Source organism: Brevibacillus sp. HB1.4B (assembly GCF_013284285.1).
In the GTDB taxonomy this organism is placed as follows: Bacteria; Bacillota; Bacilli; order Brevibacillales; family Brevibacillaceae; genus Brevibacillus; species Brevibacillus porteri.
This window is the reverse complement of record NZ_JABSUT010000006.1, coordinates 285210-306127: the sequence shown is the minus strand read 5'-3', so window position 1 is coordinate 306127 and position 20918 is coordinate 285210. Positions and strand designations below refer to the sequence as shown.

The 20918-nt window shown below is 48.3% G+C and carries 17 protein-coding genes; 14 read left to right on the top strand and 3 right to left on the bottom strand.

Annotation, left to right across the window (positions count from 1 at the left end):
• Window positions 1–3 precede the first annotated feature (3 nt).
• The 6 genes from HP398_RS17180 to HP398_RS17155 all read left to right on the top strand — a co-directional run bounded on the left by HP398_RS17180 (window position 4) and on the right by HP398_RS17155 (window position 5988).
• The gene (locus tag HP398_RS17180; RefSeq protein ID WP_007722503.1) at window positions 4–369 is read left to right on the top strand and encodes a Na-translocating system protein MpsC family protein; all 366 of its coding nucleotides are present in this window, start codon (window positions 4–6) and stop codon (window positions 367–369) included.
• Between the two features lie 194 nt (window positions 370–563).
• Window positions 564–2912 (top strand): FdhF/YdeP family oxidoreductase, encoded by a 2349-nt coding sequence (locus tag HP398_RS17175; RefSeq protein WP_173623220.1) that lies wholly within the window; start codon window positions 564–566, stop codon window positions 2910–2912.
• A gap of 42 nt (window positions 2913–2954) precedes the next feature.
• Window positions 2955–4214, top strand: a complete 1260-nt coding sequence (locus tag HP398_RS17170) for a molybdopterin molybdotransferase MoeA (protein ID WP_173623219.1) — start codon at window positions 2955–2957, stop codon at window positions 4212–4214.
• A gap of 3 nt (window positions 4215–4217) precedes the next feature.
• Window positions 4218–4733 carry a molybdopterin-guanine dinucleotide biosynthesis protein B gene (gene mobB / locus HP398_RS17165; protein ID WP_173623218.1) on the top strand — a complete coding sequence of 172 codons (516 nt, stop codon included), beginning with the start codon at window positions 4218–4220 and terminating at the stop codon, window positions 4731–4733.
• 135 nt (window positions 4734–4868) lie between these two features.
• Window positions 4869–5357, top strand: coding sequence for a DUF2199 domain-containing protein (locus HP398_RS17160; protein WP_017251995.1), 489 nt, complete (start codon window positions 4869–4871; stop codon window positions 5355–5357).
• A 94-nt stretch (window positions 5358–5451) separates the two neighbouring features.
• Window positions 5452–5988 carry a pyridoxamine 5'-phosphate oxidase family protein gene (locus HP398_RS17155; RefSeq protein ID WP_017251996.1) on the top strand — a complete coding sequence of 179 codons (537 nt, stop codon included), beginning with the start codon at window positions 5452–5454 and terminating at the stop codon, window positions 5986–5988.
• 29 nt (window positions 5989–6017) lie between these two features.
• Here HP398_RS17155 and pdxR read toward each other — a convergent pair whose 3' ends face one another.
• A complete protein-coding gene (pdxR, locus tag HP398_RS17150) occupies window positions 6018–7478 on the bottom strand; it encodes a MocR-like pyridoxine biosynthesis transcription factor PdxR (protein ID WP_173623217.1) in 1461 nt (486 codons plus the stop codon).
• Between the two features lie 225 nt (window positions 7479–7703).
• Between pdxR and hmpA the strand changes: the two genes are divergently transcribed.
• Window positions 7704–8921 (top strand): NO-inducible flavohemoprotein, encoded by a 1218-nt coding sequence (hmpA, locus tag HP398_RS17145; RefSeq protein ID WP_173623216.1) that lies wholly within the window; start codon window positions 7704–7706, stop codon window positions 8919–8921.
• Between the two features lie 28 nt (window positions 8922–8949).
• Here hmpA and HP398_RS17140 read toward each other — a convergent pair whose 3' ends face one another.
• On the bottom strand, window positions 8950–9459 hold the full coding sequence (locus HP398_RS17140) for a Crp/Fnr family transcriptional regulator (RefSeq protein WP_017251999.1): 510 nt from the start codon (window positions 9457–9459) through the stop codon (window positions 8950–8952).
• 165 nt (window positions 9460–9624) lie between these two features.
• On the opposite strand from HP398_RS17140, the gene HP398_RS17135 reads away from it, so the two are divergent.
• The 7 genes from HP398_RS17135 to HP398_RS17105 all read left to right on the top strand — a co-directional run bounded on the left by HP398_RS17135 (window position 9625) and on the right by HP398_RS17105 (window position 18332).
• A complete protein-coding gene (locus HP398_RS17135) occupies window positions 9625–10572 on the top strand; it encodes an MBL fold metallo-hydrolase (protein WP_173623215.1) in 948 nt (315 codons plus the stop codon).
• A 120-nt stretch (window positions 10573–10692) separates the two neighbouring features.
• The gene (locus HP398_RS17130; protein ID WP_173623214.1) at window positions 10693–12483 is read left to right on the top strand and encodes a M3 family oligoendopeptidase; all 1791 of its coding nucleotides are present in this window, start codon (window positions 10693–10695) and stop codon (window positions 12481–12483) included.
• 179 nt (window positions 12484–12662) lie between these two features.
• Window positions 12663–13625, top strand: a complete 963-nt coding sequence (locus HP398_RS17125) for a metal-dependent hydrolase (protein ID WP_173623213.1) — start codon at window positions 12663–12665, stop codon at window positions 13623–13625.
• 561 nt (window positions 13626–14186) lie between these two features.
• Window positions 14187–15107 carry an ArsR/SmtB family transcription factor gene (locus HP398_RS17120; RefSeq protein WP_173623212.1) on the top strand — a complete coding sequence of 307 codons (921 nt, stop codon included), beginning with the start codon at window positions 14187–14189 and terminating at the stop codon, window positions 15105–15107.
• 60 nt (window positions 15108–15167) lie between these two features.
• Window positions 15168–16397, top strand: coding sequence for an MDR family MFS transporter (locus HP398_RS17115; protein WP_254476176.1), 1230 nt, complete (start codon window positions 15168–15170; stop codon window positions 16395–16397).
• Between the two features lie 370 nt (window positions 16398–16767).
• Window positions 16768–17940, top strand: coding sequence for a bis-aminopropyl spermidine synthase family protein (locus HP398_RS17110; protein WP_173623210.1), 1173 nt, complete (start codon window positions 16768–16770; stop codon window positions 17938–17940).
• 53 nt (window positions 17941–17993) lie between these two features.
• Complete coding sequence (locus tag HP398_RS17105; RefSeq protein WP_017252007.1) at window positions 17994–18332, top strand: DoxX family protein; 339 nt, start codon at window positions 17994–17996, stop codon at window positions 18330–18332.
• Between the two features lie 46 nt (window positions 18333–18378).
• On the opposite strand, the gene helD is transcribed toward HP398_RS17105, so the two are convergent.
• Complete coding sequence (helD, locus tag HP398_RS17100; RefSeq protein WP_173623209.1) at window positions 18379–20739, bottom strand: RNA polymerase recycling motor HelD; 2361 nt, start codon at window positions 20737–20739, stop codon at window positions 18379–18381.
• Window positions 20740–20918 lie beyond the last annotated feature (179 nt).

Genomic DNA, 20918 nt, shown 5'->3' with positions numbered 1-20918 from the left:
TCGATGAATAAGTTCGAAGCAGAATTCAGTAATTTGGTCAGGGCTTTCCGAAAGCGCCATATGGGAAAGGGACCTAGCAAGATCAGCACCACGTTCTGCAAGAACTGGGCGATCTGCGAGATGGAAGGCAACCTTTCTCCGGTGGAAAAGTTCATCGCCACTTCGGAAGACGGAAAGCAGACATTACGAGCTGCCCGAACCGAAATGGTCAAAGAGATCTATCGGAAACACCAGCCAGTTGACATGGAAGCGTTTCTTGGAGCAAAACTCGTTGATCTTTTCGTCGATATTGACATTGAACGGGATTTTGGAATGTCGATCTTTGTTTTTGATCAAGACATCGAAAAAAGAATGAAAAACGAACCGTAAGTCTAAACGAAGCAGCGTTCCTGTTCACCGGCTTAGACGTAACGGAATTCGCGAAAGCAAACACGAAGTTGAGACTAGGTAGCGAACCTGCCGTAGACAACCACCGTGAACACGCTCTTTTCCTATAGGACAAGGGACGGTTTCATGGTGGTTTTTTCGTTTCAATGGAGTTTATTAGAGGGGAGACAAAAGAAATGGGCAAGACCAAGCATGGGGGACCAATTAAGCTGGATACTTCGTGGAAGCCTTCCTTATGGGCTTCACTGATGCCGATGGGACTCGGAAAAATCAAGCCGCATCACATTCGCGATACGATGAAGGTGGCCTATGACAATCGCGATAATTTGGGCTATGCGTATCGTATTTTGACACAAGGGGTATGTGATGGTTGTGCTCTCGGCGTATCCGGTCTCTACGATCAGACGTTGACTGGTCCTCATTTGTGCACCACGCGACTGAATGTACTGCGTCTAAATACTATGTCTGCCATGGATGCCAAATGGTTTGAAGACGTGAATGCGCTGCGCAAGCTATCTAGCGAAGAATTGCGCAAGCTGGGAAGAATTCCGTATCCACTTTCAAGAAAGCCAGGCGAAAACAAGTTCACCCGCATTAGCTGGGATGAAGCGTTAAACCGCATCGCCACAAAAATTAAAAACATCAGCCCGAAACAGCTGGCCTTTTTCTTGACGGCTCGTGGGATTACCAACGAGGTATACTACACGGCAGCTAAAATGGCTCGTTTCCTCGGAACCAACAACATCGACAACGCATCACGTATTTGTCACTCGCCGAGTAAGACAGCACTAAAGCGTTCGGTTGGAATTGGTGCATCGAGCTGTAACTATCAGGATTGGATCGGTACGGATGTGCTCGTATTCTGGGGCTCTGTACCAGGTAACAACCAGCCTGTATCGACGAAATACATGTATGCTGCGAAAAAAGCAGGAACGAAAATCATCTTGATCAACCCGTACAGAGAGCCAGCGATGGAGAAGTACTGGATTCCATCTGTACCGGATAGTGCTTTGTTCGGAACGAAGATTGCAGACGATTTCTACCAAGTGAACATTGGCGGCGACATTGCATTCATGAACGGCGTGATGAAGATTTGGTTCGAGATGGAGGAAGCCAAACCAGGTTCTGCGATCAATCATGAATTCATCAAGGAGCACGCAAACGGAATCGAAGAGCTGCGCAAGCATGTGATGAATGAATCGTGGGACAAAATCATTGAATCCTCCGGTCTCAGCCGTGAACGTATCAAAGAATTCGCGCAACTGCTCGCCAACTCCAAAAATGGCGTATTCGTATGGAGTATGGGACTGACCCAGCACAAATTCGGTACGGACAATATTTCTCAAGTAGCCAATCTGGCTACCCTGCGTGGATTCTTCGGTCGTAAGCACACAGGTCTCATGCCTATTCGCGGTCACTCAGGCGTACAAGGCTCCGGTGAAATGGGTGCCGATCCATTTAGCTTGCCTGGCGGAGACTTCGAAGAAAAATCGTGGGACCGCATTGAAAAGATCTGGAACTTCCCGATCCCGAAATGGCAAGGGGATATCGTGGGTATTACTTTGGAAAATGCAGTGTTGCCAGATGGACATGAGCGCAAGACCAGACTGTTCTACACAAGCGGTGGTAACTTCCTGGAGACGATGCCAGATCCGGACTTCATGGAAAAATGCTTGGAAAGCGTAGAGCTACGTGTACATCAGGACATCATTTTCAATACATCTACGTTGGTGGACGCGAAGGAAGAAGTGATCGTTCTGCCTGCTATGACTCGTTACGAGCAGCCGGGTGGCGGAACTTCGACTAGTACAGAGCGTATGGTCTACTTCAGTGCAGAAGTCGAAGGGCCACGTATTGAAGAAGCCCGTTCGGAATGGGAGATTTACGTAGACTTGGCGGCACGGGTAAATCCAGAGAAAAAGCATCTGATGCACTTCTCCAATGCGGCTGAAATTCGCGCAGAGATCGCCCTAGCGAATCCGAACTACGACGGCATCCAGCATTTGAAAAACCGTGGAGATGTCTTCCAATGGGGTGGCGCATGGTTGTGTGAAGATGGCGTATGCCCGACACCAGACGGACGTGCGAATCTGATCCCGATTGAGATTCCGGATTTGAACAAGCCAGAGGGCCATTTCTATGTAACGACTCGTCGGGGCAAGCAGTTCAACTCGATGGTCTATAGCAAGAAAGACCCGTTCAACAATGCGGACCGTTATGATATCCTGATCAATGCAGAGGATGCAAAAGAACTGCGCATTGCAGAAGGCGAAAATATCGTCGTTTACAATAAATATGGAACGTTCCAAGGACGGGCCAAATTCGAGGACACCAGACGCGGAAACATTCAAGTACACTGGCCGGAAGGGAACGTACTCATTCCGAAGGGTGTATACGAGACATACGCAGGTATTCCCGAATACAATACAGCCGTGAAGGTTGAAAAAGCGGACACTTTCCACGCCAACAAAGATTTGAAATACGTGGAGAGAGAAGTAGAAGATTTGGAAGTAAACGTCGGCTGACGAGCTGTAGCAATGGGTGGTCAAGATTAGGAGGAACAAGCCATGCGTTTTTCGCGACAAACACTCTCGGTTGAAGAAGCGATGAGCAAGCTGTTGGCAAAATTGCTGACAGGGAGAACGGAACAAGTGCAGATCGGGGAGGCATACGGGCGGATACTGGTCTCTGATCTATGTGCAACATACGATTTGCCGCACTTTGACCGATCGCCGCTGGATGGGTTTGCCGTGAGAGCTGCGGATACGGTTGGGGCCTCCGTTGACCACCCGATTACGCTAACAGTGCTAGAGACGGTTGCGGCCGGGCAAGTACCTACTAGAGAATTGAAAAAGGGCTACGCTACGCGGATCATGACAGGTGCGATGATGCCTGCGGGTGCGGATGCGGTCATCATGTTTGAGCAAACGTACAACCCAGCCGAAGAGGCGGATGCTGTACGGCTCAAGCGGGAGATGAAGCCTGGGGAAAATGTATCGCGTCGCGGTGAAGAGATGGCCGCAGGAACGATCATTGCCAAGGCGGGCGAGCGGATTAACGCAGGTACTCTCGCCAGTTTGGCTACGTTTGGCTATTCGCAGGTTGAGGTGTTCTGCAAGCCGCGTGTCGGTCTGATTTCGACTGGAAGCGAGCTGCTGGAGATTGATCAGCCGCTTGCTCCTGGCAAAATTCGCAACAGTAATACGGTGATGCTGACTGCCTTGATTGCCGAGGCAGGGGGCATCCCTGTTTCGTTTTCAAGACTGCCGGATGATTTGTCGGTGGCAAAGACGAAAATCAATGAATGCTTGCAGGGCGTGGATCTGGTCATTTCAAGCGGCGGTGTGTCCGTTGGGGATTTTGATGTGATCGCGGCATTAGTGGATGAGCCCGAGGTGGAGCTTCTGTTCAACCGGATCGCGATACGTCCGGGAAGTCCGACAACAGCGATGATCATGGAAGGCAAGCCTTTTATTGCCCTATCAGGTAATCCGGGTGCCTGTTTTCTCGGATTTGAGTTATTTGCGCGAACAGCGATTCGTCGCATCTCGGGAGAAGCCCATGTAATGCAGCAGGTGATTAAGGCGAGACTTGGTGTCGATTATACGAAGCCTTGTCCATACCCGCGTTACCTGCGAGGAAAGCTCCTTGAAAAAGACGGGGTTTTGCACGCGATCCCTGATTTTAATGAAAAGGCAGGGAATCTGGGGACGTTGAAGGACAGTGAATGCTTTATGATCATACCAGCCGGGGGAAGCGGGCAAAAAGCAGGAGAGCTGGTTGATGTTCTCACGCATACCGCCCCAACCTGGAGAAGAGAGGGATAGCGAATGGTTAAGCCACCTTGTGTTTTGCAGATTGTTGGTTATTCGAACAGTGGCAAGACGACGCTGCTCACCAAGCTCATTCCGATCCTCGAAAAGGCAGGGATAAGAGTCGGGGTCATCAAGCATGACGGGGGACATGATTTTGAGTGGGATCAGCCAGGGAAGGACACCTGGCGTTATCGTGAAGCCGGAGCATCGCTTGTTGCTATCACTTCGAAAACGAAGACAGCCATCGTGGAGCAAAAGCCGCAGGAGTTGTCCGTCCTTATCCAGCGCTTAGCAGATGCCGGGGCCCAGCTCGTTTTAGTAGAAGGCTTCAAGCGTGAAGGTTTTCCCAAGCTCGTCCTGCTTCGCAGGCCAGAAGATGAGGAGCTTTTATCGATCGTTACTCATCTGGTAGGGATCGTAGGTTGGTCAGACAATCGTCAGCCGGGGTTGCCATTTTTCGATATTAATGACATAGACAACTTGGCCACGTTTGTAAGGGAACGGGTATCCGTTTGGTATTGTCAAAACTGATTAGAATAATTGAGATCATTCCAGCTTGGGTTGGGATGATCTTTTTTTGTAGCACTTGCTGGCAAGTTATCCATGTAATGAAAGATGTGGTAATGTAAATAAAAAATCGGCGAGAAATGATAAGGAGCAAAGAACATGAAATGCCCTCACTGTAACGAAGAATTAAATGAACTTCCTTTCTGTTATGGAATGGAAGCACCACATTATTTTTACATGGTACCAGAAGAGAAAAGAACAGAATTAATAAAAGATTTTTGTGTAATTGATGAACAGCATTTCTTTATTAGAGGACACATTGAAATACCAATATTGGATACAAATGAGAAGTTTATATGGAGTGTTTGGGTTTCTCTTAGTGAAGAAAACTTTTTGAAATCAAATGAACTGCTGCACGTAGAAGGAAGAGAAAATGAAGAGCCTTATTTTGGTTGGTTATCGACTGAACTTTCCATCTATCCCGAAACGACACTATCATTAAAGACATTGGTACATACACAAGAAGTTGGTGCGGTTCCATTAATAGAAGTAGAACAAACGAGTCATCGACTTGCAGTTGAACAAAGAGAAGGAATTACAATGGATAGAGTGAAAGAAATTGCTCATTTAATCAATCATACTAAGTAAATGGATTGCTTCAATCTGGTAGTTTTGGACGTATATATTCACTCCAATGGCTGATAAACTTGCAGCGTGTTTCAAAATAATAGGAGTGATAACAATGAATGGAGTGCGTTACAAAATTAGAGAAGTATTGGATGAGAGCAAGATTGAGGCATTTTTACAGCAAGCTAGAATCGGACATCTTGGAATGGTCGATGGTCATTTGCCGTATGTTGTTCCGCTCAATTTTGTCTGGACAAACGGGAAGCTATATTTCCATGGAGCCACCGGCGGGAGAAGAAATCAGGTTATGGATGCGAATCCAGAGGTCTGTTTTACGGTTTGTGAAGAATATGGAACGATTACTGATCCGGTGCCAGCTAAGACGGACACAGCGTATATGAGTGTAATGATTTTTGGCAAGGCACAGCCTATAGTCGATCTGGATGAAGCTACTCACATGTTGCAAGAAATGATGAATAAGTATGTACCTGGCTACTTCAATCGGCCTTTACCCAAGCAGCACGTAGACAAATACCGTTCAGCAGTATTCGGTGGTCCGGTTCAGGTGTATCGAATAGATCCAGATCATATCACAGCGAAAGAAAATCCAATGGAAGAAGAGAAAATGTTCAAACCGGGTAAAACTGTGTAAATGCTTTTGTGAAAACAGAAATGCTGCCGTTATTGATGCGGCAGCATTTTGCATGATGAACGCCGTGTAATCTCCGCAAGACGAAGAATGCCTTCTTCAATGGTTGATTCATCTACTTTAGCAAAACCCAGCACCCATCCTTTTCGATCGCTTTTCAAACAATACTTGCTAAGTGGATAAACACGGATTCCTTTTTCGAGTGCTAGGTTCGTCTCGGCTTCTTCGACAAACGATTTATCAGCTTCAAGAAGGATATGCAACCCCGTTTCTACGCCGCTTAGTGTGAAATGTTCGCCGAGACCTGTCGTGATGATGGCCTTTGTCATGGCTTCATGTCTGCGCCGATATACATTTCGAACTCGTCTCATATGGCGCATGAAATGACCATGCTCAATAAAATGAGTAAGCGTTAATTGTTCCATAATCGGAAGATGACGATAGGTTAATTCATGGACTTGGACGAGCTGACGAATGGCTTCTTTGGGACCAATGATTGCCGATATTCGAATACCAGGAGCAATCATTTTGGAAAAACTCATCATATACAGCGTGTTCTGAGGTCGCTGACTGAACAAGGTTGGAAGTGGGTCGCCGCGATAGCGAAATTCGCTGTCGTAATCATCCTCAACAATCCAAAACTGCTGCTCGGCAGCCATGTGTAACAATTGTTGCCTGCGAGGTTCCGACATAATGACTCCAACCGCACACTGGTGCGATGGCGTAACATAGACAAGCTTGGATCCCGGATGAATATGGTCTACGCATAACCCGTACTCGTCAACTGGAACGGAGACAACTTGCATACGCCGATACTTCATTGCCATCCAGGCAGCAGGGAAGCCAGGATCTTCAACAGAAACGGTATCTCCTTCTTGTAAAAGGGCTTGGGCGATCAAATCAATGCTATGTTGTGCGCCTGAGGTTAACATGATTTGATCGATAGTCACATGAACGCCCCGTTCAAGTGACAAATATCGTTGGATCTGTTCACGTAGCGGTTGGTATCCATAGGCATTGCCATAAGCCCAACTGTCCAGATTCGTTTCTGTGGAAGCTTGTAAAAACGAACGTCTCCAATTCTTTTGGAAATGTTCGTCCAAATATGGCTCATGGGGACTGAAATCGATCTCAACCTTTCGACTATCTTTATCCCCGAACCAACCGTGCAAATGACCGATTGTAGCGTTTAATAAAGGCAAGTCGGGGGGGACAGGTCCTTCGGTCGCAACATCCTCTGAAGGACGCGTTGCATACGTCCATTCGCTCACTCTAGTCCCGCCGCGACGTGAGGTTACCGTGTATCCGCGGCTGAATAACTCCTCATAAACAATCTGTATGGTGGAACGGGAAACGCCAATTAAAGAAGCGAGTTCGCGGGAGGGGAGCAGCAATTCACCTGGCTGCCATTTTCCAGTGGTAATATTATGGATCGCTTGGTCCAGCAGTTGCTGCCAGATTGGACGCTCGTCATCTCGGTTTACTGTTAGCATTCATTCACCTTCAGTGTTTTTGTTGGAATGATAGATTTGGCTGATATGCTATCATGGCAATCGTTTCTTTTGCAACAAGAGAGTTGGGGGACGACTTTTTCTTATGGTCTTTTGCAGTTGTCACAAATCGTTTCTATTTCCTGTGACCAGAATCACATGTGTATTTCTGAACCTCCCGTACACTTGAAATATAGAAAGAACGAAGCACTTCAAGGAGGTTCTACGATGTTAAGCCCAAAAACCATTGAAATCATAAAATCAACCGTTCCTGTGCTAGAGGTACACGGAACTGCCATTACAAAACGCTTTTATCAAATGATGTTTGCTAAGCACCCTGAGCTTCTCAATATTTTCAACCACGCCAATCAAAAGCAGGGAAGACAGCAAACAGCTCTGGCAAATGCGGTGTATGCTGCGGCTTTGTATATTGATAAGCTGGAAACGATTTTGCCTGTAGTGAAGCAGATTGGACACAAGCACCGCAGCCTGGGAGTGAAGGCTGAACACTACCCAATCGTCGGGGAAAACCTGCTTGCTGCGATCAAAGACGTACTTGGGGATGCCGCTACGGACGAGATTTTACAAGCATGGGCGGAAGCGTATGGCGTCATTGCAGATGCTTTTATTGGTGTAGAACACGAAATGTATGAAGAGGCGAGCGGGCAGCCTGGAGGATGGGTAGATTTCAGAGAGTTTATCGTCCAGCGCAAGGTGAAGGAAAGCGACGTGATCACTTCCTTTTATCTGGTTCCGGCGGATGGCCAATCGATTTCCAGCTATGAGCCAGGGCAGTATGTCAGCGTCAAGGTAGAATTACCGGGCGAGCAATTTACGCACATTCGCCAGTACAGTCTCTCAGATGCGCCAGGGAATGCGTACTACCGCATTTCTGTCAAACGCGAGGACGCGATGCAAGATAAGCCAGCAGGAAAAGTATCCGTTTATTTGTCCGAGGAAGTGAAGGAAGGAGATAGCCTGCAGCTGTCTGCTCCTGCTGGAGATTTTACCTTACAGCAAGAGGACAGCCGTCCGGTTGTGTTGCTCAGTGGTGGTGTAGGATTGACCCCCATGATCAGCATGCTAAACACACTGATCAAATCAGGAACAGACCGTCCGATCACCTTCATTCACGCAGTCAAAAACGGAAATGTGCATGCCATGAAGCCGGCAGTAGAGGAGCTGGCCGCAAAACATCCGCAGCTCTCTGTTCACTGGTGCTATACACAGCCGACCGAGCAAGATCGAGTGAACGGTGCATATCAAAAAGAAGGATATATCGACTTGCCGTGGCTGCAAAAGGTCATCGATACAAAAGAGGCAAGCTACTATTTCTGTGGTCCAATTCCATTCATGAAGACAATCAACGGTGCTCTGGTGGAATGGGGAGTGCCAGCTGACGATATTCATTTTGAGTTTTTTGGTCCGGCAGCGACCTTGGCATAAAGAGTCTCTCACGAAAAAAAGCTCAAGCTTACTCGCGATTCGCAGCTTGAGCGCGCAGCAGCCGATTTACCGTCTCGCGGCGAAGCCCGATGAGCTGACCGATTTCATCCTGAGTCAGCAAGTCTGAAAGCGAGGCGACAGGAATGAATGTCTGAAACCAAAGCTGGAGCTTGCGCAGCTTTTCAGCAGGAGAGACTTCGGTTAGTTGGTCGATACGCTGCTGCATCATCCGCAGCTTCCCTTGCAGCTGTAGCGCGATATCACGACACTTTTCAGGATTGTCATCCAGATGGCGATACCAATCCGGGGCAGACAATACTTCGACCTCGCAGGTCACGAGAGCGATTGCTGTCCCGTAATAGGGATTCGGGCTCATCAATGAATGATGCGGGATGATCTCATCCGGAACGATGATGTTGACCAGCGTCAATGCTCCGTCTGCATGTACCCGAACGATTTTTAACAGACCGCTCTTCAAATGATAGAGCGGTCCAGATTCTCCTTGTCGAAACAGGACTTCTCCCTTGTGCAGGATCATGGGTTTCTCCTCGATTCTCTACGTTTTTCTCTAGCAATTATAGCAAGCCCGGCAGGAGGAAGTAAGCAAGCGTAAAAAGCAGTTTGCCGCTTTTTTAGGCTTGCTACAGCAAGGATGCCTTTTGCTATAATGGGGAAATCACAGCTAGATAAAGGGAGTTGTCTGATGCTCAACTTTGTTACATGGGTAGGCTTCATAGTGGGGGGACTCCTTATCGGATTGATTGGCTATGTGGTTTACCGCTACTGGTACCATATGGGGCAGCTTCCGAAGCCGGAGTTTCGTCATCTGGATACAAAAAAGCCAATGCCTGCCGACTGGAGTCATGATGAGGTTACATTTACATGGATCGGTCACTCGACGATTCTGTTGAATATGTTTGGTACGAAAATACTGACGGATCCGGTTTTGGGCGAGAAGCTGGGGATTAAGCTTGCAGGTGTCCATTTTGGTCCCAAACGCTTCACACCTCCTGCCCTCGACTTTGCTGAAATTGGCGAGGTAGATATCATCTTGCTATCGCATGCCCATTTGGATCATGTCGATCTGCCTACCTTGCAGAAAATAGCGAATCGCTCCACACATGTCATTACGGCGCACCAGACGAGCAAGCTGTTTAAGCATATGCCGTTTGGTTCGTATGAGGAAATGCAGCCGGGAGAAGCAATTACAACCAAAGAAGGAATGACGGTTACTGCGATTCCTGTTCGCCATTGGGGCAACCGCTTTCCATGGAATCATGAGTATGGCTACAACGGCTATATGATTGAGAAAAATGGCGTGCGCATCCTCTATCCAGGGGATACCGCTTATATCTCCATGGAAAATTTGCCGAAGCAATTCGGGCCGATCGATCTGGTGTTCATGCCGATTGGCGCCTACAAGCCAGACGCGTATCAAGCAGCACATTGTACGCCAGAGCAAGCATGGCAAATGTTCAAGGAGACCCAAGCCAAGTGGCTGGTGCCTATTCATTGGAACACGTTTGTGCTCTCGCGTGAGCCAGTTGATGAGCCGTTCGAGCGTCTGTTGGCAGCAGCGGGGGACGAGAGGGACAGGATCGTTGTTGAAAAACAAGGGGAGACGTTTTCGATCCCTGTTCAATCGATGTGAAAAGCTGGCGACTGCATACATGGCAGTCGCTTTTTACGTTGATATGAATAAATGGGGAAGGAATAGCTACCTTATTATAGAAATATTTTTATCGAAGGAGTTTTTGGAGGAGGAGTACATATGACAAAAGCATTTCCACAACGCTGGGATATGGATGTGATTTTTCCTGGTGGTAGTGAATCGGAGGATTTTCTGGCGTTTTTAGGGACGTTGGAAGGGGATATTGCGAACCTGAAGGCGCGGTTGGAGCAATCTGGTGCAGGTTTGCATGAAACAGCGGCTTTCAAGGAAGTTATCACTCATGTCCAAAGCATTGCCGTGCGGGTGAGACAAGCAGGTGCATTCATTTCCTGCCTGACTGCTCAAAATGTAAAGGATGAGCCAGCCAAACTGCTGGGTGGGCGTGTAAAGAGCATCTCGGCTGCGTTTGGTGCAGTATTGACGCGCTGGGAAGAACAGCTGCTGGCTGTCGACGAGGCTGCATGGGAGAAGCTGTTGGCAGACGAAGAATTGCAACCGCTTGCTTTTGTGCTGAATGAGCGCCGCCGCCGTGCACAGGAAAAGCTGTCCCCTGAACAAGAAGTGCTGGCAAACGATTTAGCCGTAGACGGGTATCACGCTTGGCAAGATTTGTACAATACCGTCGTGGGACGTATGACCATTGAGGTTGAGGTCAATGGAGAGACGAAGCAGCTGTCCGTCGGGCAAGCTTCTAACCTGATGAGCAGTCCTGATCGTGCTGTTCGTGCCCATGTTTTTGAAAAGTGGAAAGAAGCTTGGGGCAAGGAAGCGGAGTTGTGCGCGCAGGCGCTGAATCACTTGGGTGGTTTCCGTCTCTCTCTGTACCGTCATCGCGGCTGGGATTCCGTCCTGCGTGAACCGCTGGATATTGGACGGATGCAGGAAAAAACACTCGACGCGATGTGGCAGGCCATCGACAATCGCAAGGATCGCCTGGTTGCCTACCTGGAGCGCAAGGCAAAGCTGCTCGGTGTAAACAAACTGAGCTGGTACGATGTAGGAGCTCCAGTCGGTAAGGTACATAAAGAAGTGTCTTACGATGAAGCAGCTGCCCTGATCGTTGAGCACTTCAACCGCTTCAATCCGAGCATGGCTGAGTTTGCGCAAAAGGCATTCGATGAGGGCTGGATCGAGGCAGAGGATCGTCCTGGCAAGCGCCCAGGCGGATTCTGCACGAGCTTCCCAGTCAGCAAGCAGTCCCGCGTGTTCATGACGTATGCGGGAAGCGCAAGCAATGTATCCACACTGGCACATGAGCTGGGGCATGCGTATCATCAGCAAGTCATGTGGGATTTGCCAGCACTTAACCAAAATTACGCGATGAACGTAGCGGAGACAGCATCGACCTTTGCAGAGATGATCCTCGCTGACGCTGCTGTGAAAAATGCAGCCAATGAAGATGAAAAACTGGTGCTCTTGGAAGATAAGCTGCAATCCATCATCGCGTTTTTCATGAACATCCACGCTCGCTTTATTTTCGAGAAAAACTTCTACGAGAAGCGCAAAGAAGGTCTCGTTAGCGCGGCTGATCTCGACCGAATCATGGAAGAGGCTCAAAAGCAAGCGTACAATGGAGCTTTGGCAGATTATGAGCCGCACTTCTGGGCATCCAAACTGCATTTCTATATCACGTCGTATCCGTTCTACAACTTCCCGTACACATTCGGGTACTTGTTCAGCATGAGTGTCTATGCGCGTGCGCTTGAAGAAGGCGAGAGCTTTGCGCCGAAATACGATGCACTGCTCCAAGATACGGGCCGCCTGATGGTAGAGGATTTGGCGAAGAAGCATCTCGGTGAGGATATGACGACAGTTGAGTTCTGGCAAAAAGCTGTTGATCTGGCTGTGGCAGACATCGACGAATTCCTGCGCCTGACAGAAGAAGCATAAATCACGAATAAATAAGCTCCAAGCAGTCTGTCGCTTTTCTGACAGGCTGCTTTTTCGTTGAGAGATTGTTAATATCGCAGACGAAATCTTCGGATAACCTTTACCTGCGGTTTATAGAATCCTCGCTATTTTTTCGTACAGTAAAAGAGAAGGGAGTACTTGCAAAGGGAGGCATCGTAATGGACACTGGCAGTCATCTTTTGTTGGGTGTCACACTGGCGGGCTTAGCTCATATCACGCCGGCAGTGGCACATGATCCGGCACTTGCTCAGGCGCTGATGGTCGCAACGGTAGTGGGCTCTCATGCCCCGGATTTCGACACTGTGGCCAGACTTCGCGGTATTTCTTTTTACATTCGTTTTCATCGGGGAATTACTCATTCGATTCCCGCCTTGTTTCTGTGGCCCCTCATCATCAGTCTTGCTCTCGCCTGGGGTTATGGTCTCATGGGGCAGTTCGGGATTTTGTACGGTTGGACGCTGCTGGCTGTTGTGCTGCATGTTTTTCTCGATATGCTAAACGCCTATGGAGTCCAGTGTATTCGCCCTATTAACAAGCGCTGGGTGCATTTGGATGTACTCGCGATTTTTGAGCCACTGGTGTTCGCGGTTCATCTAGCAGCGGCGATATGGTGGATAGCTTTTAACGGAGATCCCAGTGTGCTATTTCCGATAGCATATGGCATGACGTTCGTGTATATTGGTGTGCGGGCTTGGCAGCATCACCGTAACGTCAGACGGGTAGAAAGGGCATTGGAAACAAGGGGCATAACCCATGTTTTCCCTAGCATACATCCTTTTCACTGGCGATTCGTCGTAGAGACGGAGGAACTGTTTTACACAGGGAGAATCGAGTATGCACGTGTGATACTGGAGGATGTGTATCCGAAACAGCAGCGTGATGCAATCATTCAGGCTACTGTCGGTGTGGACGGAGTTCGTGCTTTTCTCGGATTTGCTCAACGAATCCACGTCACGTGGAAGGAGATTGCCGACGGTTATGAAGTCACGTGGAGTGATGTGCGTTTTTGGTACAACCGCAAGCTGCCATTTGGCGTAGATGTTGTCTTGGACCGTGATTTGAATGTTGTTGATCATCGGTTGGGCTGGCGAAAAAAAGCGTGGGACCCGCCGTTTGTATAAGGAAAGCTAGTATAGGTAAGCCCCGTCAGTTTGGTGAAGCTGGGGGCTTACTTTTTTTGCGTTGAACAAGGTGCCTCAGCGTCTGCTTCTTGCATGGTTTCAGTAAAACTTTCTGCTGCTCCCCCTTGAGGATGCCTAGCGCAAACAAAAATGAAGATCATCCATCAGTTTATGCTGATAAAAATAATCTTCTAAGGTGTAAGAGGTATCGATAAACCAACAAAGCTGGTGAGAAGAAAAAGCACAGGGCTCGTAGACCTTGACAGCGCCTCCCTAGTCGGAACTTTCAAAAGGGGACCACGCTTGTCGAACACTTCTTCCATGAGATACTTCCGCCCATAGGGTGGCTTTGGCTCGACGGGTCCCCTTTTGGAAGTGGAGACGGACAGTGAATCACCCCTGCTGGCGTGTCAGAGTCGAAGAGAACTGTGCTTTTTCTTCTCCTCCACTATGTTGACCCCATTCATAAGGACCTTTATAAGTTATTCTAACGAAATGGCGCTATGCAAAATCCTGCAAGAATGATACACTGAAAAAAACTAAACGTTCGATGGTGATAGAATGAATGGACTATATTCGATCAGAGTAGAATGGTCTCCTGCGTATGAATGTATCATTAGCCTCTACACTTACATTTACGAAAAGGAGCGCAAGCATTATTTGCTTGGTACGGCTTGGAAAGAGGAGACAAAACAAATGCTTCCGGCTTCTTTTGCAGATGAACTCGCAGATGAACGTTGGGAGGTACTCCACCGTTTGGTGCTGCTTGTAGCGCAATCGCCTCAGACCAAATCCGTCGAAGAATTTCTTGGGTGGCTAGAAAGCATCCCTCCCGGTGAAATTTATGAGCGTCTCGCGCCATGGGTGGAGACAATCCCGCTGAACCTGGGGGAAATCCGTGATCACAGCTTGTCGCTGCTTACCCGGTGGAATGAACATTATTTTTCAAAGGTGGAACCACGCATTTTGGAGAGTCTGCAACGGAGCGCCAATGAGCTGACAAGCCGTGCTAAAGAAACGCCTTCGATCGAATTGGTCGATCATGTTACGCACGGTATCTGGATTGAGCCGATGGCAGATTTGCGAGAGGTTGTACTGATCCCGCAATATCATAGCGCCCATTCTTCTGTGCTCGACTTTTATCGAGGGCTTGCCACTTGCATGTATCCTGTCAAAGATGCGGCAATGACCAGACCACAGCCGCTCCTGGAGCTGTTACCCATCACACAGTGCCTGGCGGATGAGAAACGTCTGCAAATCTTGCGTTGTCTAGCGAAAAAGACTTGCACTCTCGGGGAATTGCAAAAGCAAGTATCACTGGCAAAAAGCACCGTCCATCATCATGTAACGGTGTTGCGCAGAGCGGGGTTGATTCGAGCTCATTATACAGGCAGTACGACGATTTCCTACTACAGTCTGCGCGAATCGTTCGTCGAGCGTCTTCCCGTCTTGCTTCGTTCCTTTTTTCATACACCAGAGTAAATTTGCTTACGGAAATGGCATGATTCTGTTGAGAGGGTAGGTTGAATCAGTATGAGCAAAATGAGGCAAGTGTGGGAGGCGTATCACCCGATTGTTCATTTATTGATGGCAGGGACGGTTTTCGTTCAGCTAACGCAATCCATGAGCATTCCGTTTTTGGCCATCTATCTCGGTGAAACGACGAAGCTCTCTCATGCCTATATTGGACTTATTATCGGTGCAGGTCCCTTGGCTGGAACAGTCGGGGGATTTGCTGGCGGGATTCTCTCGGATTTATTTGGCAGACAAAAGTTGATGTTTTTTTCCTTGCTGGCTATGGCGTGCTCGATTATCGGATTCATTACAGTAGCGTATCCGATCGGTTTGCTTTTGATCAGTATGATAATGGGATTGTCGGCCTCGATATTTGCGACGGTTTCAAAAGCATTGATGGGAGACTTGACTCCTGAGCATAAGCGTTTTCGTGTGTTCTCGAATCGCTATCTTGCGAACAATCTTGGCTTTGCGATTGGTCCTATGCTCGGTGCTTTTCTGGGGATTTCCGGCAGCAATCTGGCATTTTTTTTGACGACGGTATCCTTGGTGAGCTTTGCTATCATTTTAGTAGTGGCATGTCGGAAATGTGGGGTCACCGATGATGACGGGGGGAACGGAGAGGTAGAGAGAGCTAGTTTGGCTGAGATCTGGCAAGTGCTCAGAAGGGATGTCGTTCTTCTTACCTTTGTCACAGGTGGAGTCCTGTTAGTGACGGTGTACGGTCAGATGTCTGTTACTCTCTCCCAATACTTGCGGGAAAACTTTTCAGAGGGAGTCGCCTTGTTTGGAACATTGATGAGCGTCAACGGATTTACCGTCTTGCTTTTACAAATTCCAGTGACGAGGCTGGTTGAGCGTTATTCCTTGTTTGCGCGGATAGCAGGTGGCGCTGTGCTGATGGCCATAGGAGAAATCGGCTTTGCTTTTTCGCCAGACTGGGCTTGGTTTATTACGGCGATGATCATATTTACATTAGGGGAAATCCTGATTGTACCTGCGGAGTATGCGCAAATCGACGAGATCAGTCCCGCGAATATGAGAGGGACTTACTATGGGGCACAAAGCGCAACGATGCTGGGTAGCTTCCTCGGACCATGGGCAGGTGGTATGGTGCTCACTGCATATGGTGGCCCTGTGATGTTTTTGGTCATGGCAGTATTGGCGCTGGTTAGCTTGATCTTTTATTGGCTGGGGCGCAGGCTGCATGAAAAGCGGAAGCAGCCTAGAAATGCGATCGTAGAGACTGTCATGTAGCTTCTTGCCGATTGATTACGAATGCCGTATAATGGAAAGTATCTTTTCAAAAGGGGTCGTTTTGATGTCGGTGTGTGTTCTTAACTAAGCAATTGGATAGGGTACTCCCATTCTTTTTGGCAAAAACCTCATTTTATGTGAGCTTATTTGCTATGGAATAGAGGAGACCTTGATTGGTTAAGAACTTACGGTCATCCATCTACCCATTTGCTCGACTACGGGAACCGTGCTCTTACGCACGGTTTTTTTGCGTGACTATCCACGCGCACGTAGCGAACGTATGCCCTCAAGGCGGAGATGAACGAATGTTCATGCTCTGCCTTTTTGTATGCATCGATGGGTCCATCCCTTTTGAAAAGAGGTTCTCTACATGAAAAATTATATCGAAGACACCTATAAACAAGTGCGTTTACAAGAAGGTCAACGAGTGATCGAACAGTTTCTGCTTGCGTGTTATTTTCATCCGGGTTTGCCTACGAAAGAGCTGGCAAGAAAGCTACTCTTGCCTGTACCTGTGGCGACTGCCATTAAAAAAGAGCTGATCAAGGCAGGTGCCATACAGCAGGGGAGTGGGGTAAGATGCACCGCAGAAGGGGAAGCGTTCATTGAGCAAAAGCTAGGGTATGGTGGGTTGGATCGAGAGCTGTACGAGAAGCTGATGAAAGACGACGAAGCTTGGAAAAACGAGCTGGTTGACTTGCAAACGGAGATGGAGACGATTTTTGCTGGGCGTCCGCAAGTCGATGTACAGATTGATCAGTCCAAATGCACAGTCGAGACGAGCTTGCGCAGGGCAATCTTATGCTTGCGGCATCAGAGCTTGGTGGGCAAAAAAATATTATGCGTAGGGGATGATGATTTAGTCAGCATCTCGCTGGGGCTTTTGCTCAAGCGTTTGTTTCCAGGGAATCAACAACGACCAGAGCAAATTGATGTAGTCGATATCGATGAACGCTTTCTCCAGTACATTACGGATGTGTCCAAGCAAAAAGCATTGACCGTAGCCTGCCATCAGGCTGATTTGCGGCAGCCGCTGCCGAAGAAGCTACAGGGTGGGTACGATTGCTTTTTTACTGATCCACCTTACACGCTGCAAGGAATGGCTTTGTTTTTATCTCGCGGAATCAGTGGGCTGCAAAAGCAAAAAGGACTGTCCATCTTCCTGTCCTTTGCGCATAAATCCCCGGATTTCACGCTGAATATGCAACGGGAGTTCGTGCTGGCAGGCTTGACCGTACGAGAGGTGCTCAGTCATTTCAATGAATATGAAGCGGCGCAAATGATTGGCAATAAGGGGCAGATGATCGTGCTCACCACTACAGAGCTGACGGCTCCGACGATCAAGCATCCGTTTCTGGAGTCGCTATACACAGGCGAAGAGACTCCTTCCAAACGTGAGTATCAATGCAAGCGTTGCAAAAGGTCGATCCAGGTAGGGGCACAGGCAAAAATAGTGACGATTGAACAATTGAAAAAACGCGGCTGCCCTCGTTGCAAGCATCAGAGCTTTGAGCTGTTGTCCCGCCGGAGAGCACAAGACTGATTGTACGCAAGTGGGCATATGGTAGTGGTGGAGGGGAGGGAGAATAAGAGAAGATGGCTTACGAAAAAGCGTTTGTTTTATTACGGATCGGGACGGGAATCTTGTTTTTCATTCATGGCATAGCCAAGCTGCAAAAAGGGATGGCTGTTGTTGTGACGACGTTTGGTGATCTCGGCTTGCCGGGGTGGCTGGCGTATCTGGTTATGATCGTAGAACTGATCGGCGGTCTCGCGCTGATCATCGGAATCGGGGCGAGATATGCTGCCTGGGGATTAGCTGCGATCATGGCAGGGGCGATTGTGACGGTGAAATGGGCGAAAGGCTTTGTGGGCGGTTATGAGCTCAACTTGATCCTGTTGCTTGTCACGATTTGTGTGGGTCTAAAAAGGTGAAAAAGAGATCCGGCTGAACCAGTAAGCGGTCAGCTGGATCTCTTTTTTAAACAAACAGCTCGTAAAGCTCAAGAGAAACGTTCTCTAAAAATGGACTTTTTTCACCCGAATAGTAAAGATGCAGCTCGTGCATGGCTCGTGTGCATGCCGTGTAAAAAAGCTTGCGTTCGCTTTCTTCGCCATAGCATGCGGCGGAAGCATCATAAAGGATGACCGCATCGAACTCGACCCCTTTTGCCAAGTAAGCGGGAATAATCAAGATTCCTTTTTCGAAGGAAAGGGTGGCGGGCTTGATCAAGCGAATCGGCAATCTTTCTTGTAAAGCGTCATGAACGCCTTGGGCTTCCTCTAGCGTTTTTGTGATAACAGCGATCGTCTGATGACCATGATCGGCGAGCTCACGTATGCGCGTTTCGATTTGATCGGTATGAGCTTGAGGTGATGTCACTTTGGTTAGAGTTGGCAAGCGACCGTCGCGCATAAAAGGCTCAATCATATCTCCGTTTCGCAAAAGTTGTCGTGTAAACAAGACGATGGGATAGGTGGAGCGGTAACTTTTGGTCAGGACAAAGGTCTCCGTCTCTTCAGGCTCAAACAGGGATGTGACAGCCTCAAAGCTATTCTGGTGATACGCATGAGCGTAAATCGCCTGATTCCAGTCTCCCAGCACGGTCATTTTGGCACGGGGAAACAAGCTCTTGATGAGAGCGAACTGAAAGGCGGAGTAGTCCTGGGCTTCATCGAGAAATACATGACGGACGAGATTGTTCGTCTGCTTGCCCTCCAATCGTTCCTGCAAATACAAATAAGGAGGGATGTCTTCACATGCCAAATACTGTTGCTCTAAACGCTCTGCTGTCTGTTCGCACACGGCGGGCCAATTGTTCAATACATCGTGGTGGAGAGTATTTGGCGCAAGCGTCCCGAGCAAGTCAGGTGACAAGAACAGCTGACGGTAAATAGCGCGAGTATCAATAAATTGAAGTTCCCGGATAAAATCGCGCAGAGGCTGAAACTGCTTTTTGACGATCCAGTTGGCTAAGAGCTCCTGCTCTCGGTCGAAGTCATCGAACGTATCCTCCCGAAACTGCTTTTTGCGGCGCAGCGATTGATAGGCAGCTACGTAAGCGTCTCGGTCAAGTAGATCCATTTCCTCTTCTACCCATGGTTTTGATCGTTCTCGCTGTTCCAGTTTTTTCAGCTCTGTCAGCAGTGATTTGGCAACGAGTACCATCCGATTGGGGATCGGCAGACTCGTACTGAGAGAATAAAACAGCTCATGGATGTGGGCAGCACTGATTAGTGTCTGGTTTCTAAATGTAACGGGGCGAAACATGATACCAGATTCCTTTAGGATATTCGCGTATTCGTCCATGGCTTGCAAAAACAAGGCGCTTGATTTGAAACGGATTCCTTCCAGACGCGCCTCGTATCCAGACTGATCACTTGCTGTCAGTACATACTCCATCTGTTCAAGCGGGTTTTCCAGGCGGAAGTTGTCACCGAGACGATGCTCCGCATATTCCTGAAAAGTCGTTTGCTGCATATTTTCCTCGCCGAGCTCAGGAAGAACGGTCGAGACGTAGCTATTAAACAAGGAGTTGGGCGAAAACAAAACGATTTGCTCCGCGGTCAATGTCTTGCGATAACGGTATAACAAATAAGCGATTCGTTGCAAAGCCGCAGACGTTTTTCCGCTACCGGCAGCTCCGGAGACGATGACGAGTCGGCTGCGTTCGTTGCGGATGATGCGGTTTTGATCCCGTTGGATCGTGGCCACGATGCTTTTCATCTGCGAGTCAGCCTGTTTGCCGAGTACCTCCTGAAGCAGCTCGTCGCCAATCGTCACGCCCGTATCGAACAGGTGCAACAATTTGCCGTCGCGAATGATGTATTGTCTTTTACACGCAATCTCTCCATTTACGATTCCACTTGGGGTATTGTACTCTGCTGGCCCCGGCGAATAGTCGTAATACAGACTGGAGATAGGTGCGCGCCAGTCGTAGACGAGAAACTCCTCGTCGTTTTTATCCAGCAAGGAAGCAATGCCGAGATAGATGGCTTCTGGCTTCGATTCTAGCTCTTCTTGAAAATCAATCCTGCCAAAATAGGGAGAGTGCAACAATCGCTGTAGCGTACGCAACTGATTTTGGGCATGGCGATGGATGCGTTCACGTTCGGACAGGACTTCCGCTTGCTGCTTGATACTGGCGTAAGTCTCGACAGCTTCGATGGCATCTTCGAAGTTGACTGTCACATCGTCCCAAAAATGCTTGCGAATTCCGATGATATCCTCGCTCACGACATTCACATGCTCTTTGAGGTCATCTATTCGGTTCTTTATCTCTGAGATGACTCGTTCAACACGTTGTTGTTCGTTTTGCCGATCTTGATCAGTCACGCTCATGGTACCGCTCCTTTTTCGTTCCCCATTTTTGATCTGATGGTTTGACAATCGAAAGTGAATGTGGTACTATTATATTGGAGATAAAATAGATACATATTAACAATTGACCAACAGACCAATTCTCATTGTATCACGTGAAAATTGGCTTTTCAACATGGTGTAGGAAAAATACGAATTGA

Bases quoted from the DNA above. Each gene is read 5' to 3' on its own strand.
- HP398_RS17110 (WP_173623210.1), top strand. From the start codon at position 16,768: ATGAAAAATTATATCGAAGACACCTATAAACAAGTGCGTTTACAAGAA.
- HP398_RS17180 (WP_007722503.1), top strand. From the start codon at position 4: ATGAATAAGTTCGAAGCAGAATTCAGTAATTTGGTCAGGGCTTTCCGA.
- HP398_RS17170 (WP_173623219.1), top strand. From the start codon at position 2,955: ATGCGTTTTTCGCGACAAACACTCTCGGTTGAAGAAGCGATGAGCAAG.
- HP398_RS17115 (WP_254476176.1), top strand. From the start codon at position 15,168: ATGAGGCAAGTGTGGGAGGCGTATCACCCGATTGTTCATTTATTGATG.
- HP398_RS17120 (WP_173623212.1), top strand. From the start codon at position 14,187: ATGAATGGACTATATTCGATCAGAGTAGAATGGTCTCCTGCGTATGAA.
- HP398_RS17155 (WP_017251996.1), top strand. From the start codon at position 5,452: ATGAATGGAGTGCGTTACAAAATTAGAGAAGTATTGGATGAGAGCAAG.
- HP398_RS17140 (WP_017251999.1), bottom strand. From the start codon at position 9,459: ATGATCCTGCACAAGGGAGAAGTCCTGTTTCGACAAGGAGAATCTGGA.
- helD (WP_173623209.1), bottom strand. From the start codon at position 20,739: ATGAGCGTGACTGATCAAGATCGGCAAAACGAACAACAACGTGTTGAA.
- HP398_RS17125 (WP_173623213.1), top strand. From the start codon at position 12,663: ATGGACACTGGCAGTCATCTTTTGTTGGGTGTCACACTGGCGGGCTTA.
- HP398_RS17135 (WP_173623215.1), top strand. From the start codon at position 9,625: ATGCTCAACTTTGTTACATGGGTAGGCTTCATAGTGGGGGGACTCCTT.
- hmpA (WP_173623216.1), top strand. From the start codon at position 7,704: ATGTTAAGCCCAAAAACCATTGAAATCATAAAATCAACCGTTCCTGTG.
- pdxR (WP_173623217.1), bottom strand. From the start codon at position 7,478: ATGCTAACAGTAAACCGAGATGACGAGCGTCCAATCTGGCAGCAACTG.
- mobB (WP_173623218.1), top strand. From the start codon at position 4,218: ATGGTTAAGCCACCTTGTGTTTTGCAGATTGTTGGTTATTCGAACAGT.
- HP398_RS17160 (WP_017251995.1), top strand. From the start codon at position 4,869: ATGAAATGCCCTCACTGTAACGAAGAATTAAATGAACTTCCTTTCTGT.
- HP398_RS17175 (WP_173623220.1), top strand. From the start codon at position 564: ATGGGCAAGACCAAGCATGGGGGACCAATTAAGCTGGATACTTCGTGG.
- HP398_RS17105 (WP_017252007.1), top strand. From the start codon at position 17,994: ATGGCTTACGAAAAAGCGTTTGTTTTATTACGGATCGGGACGGGAATC.
- HP398_RS17130 (WP_173623214.1), top strand. From the start codon at position 10,693: ATGACAAAAGCATTTCCACAACGCTGGGATATGGATGTGATTTTTCCT.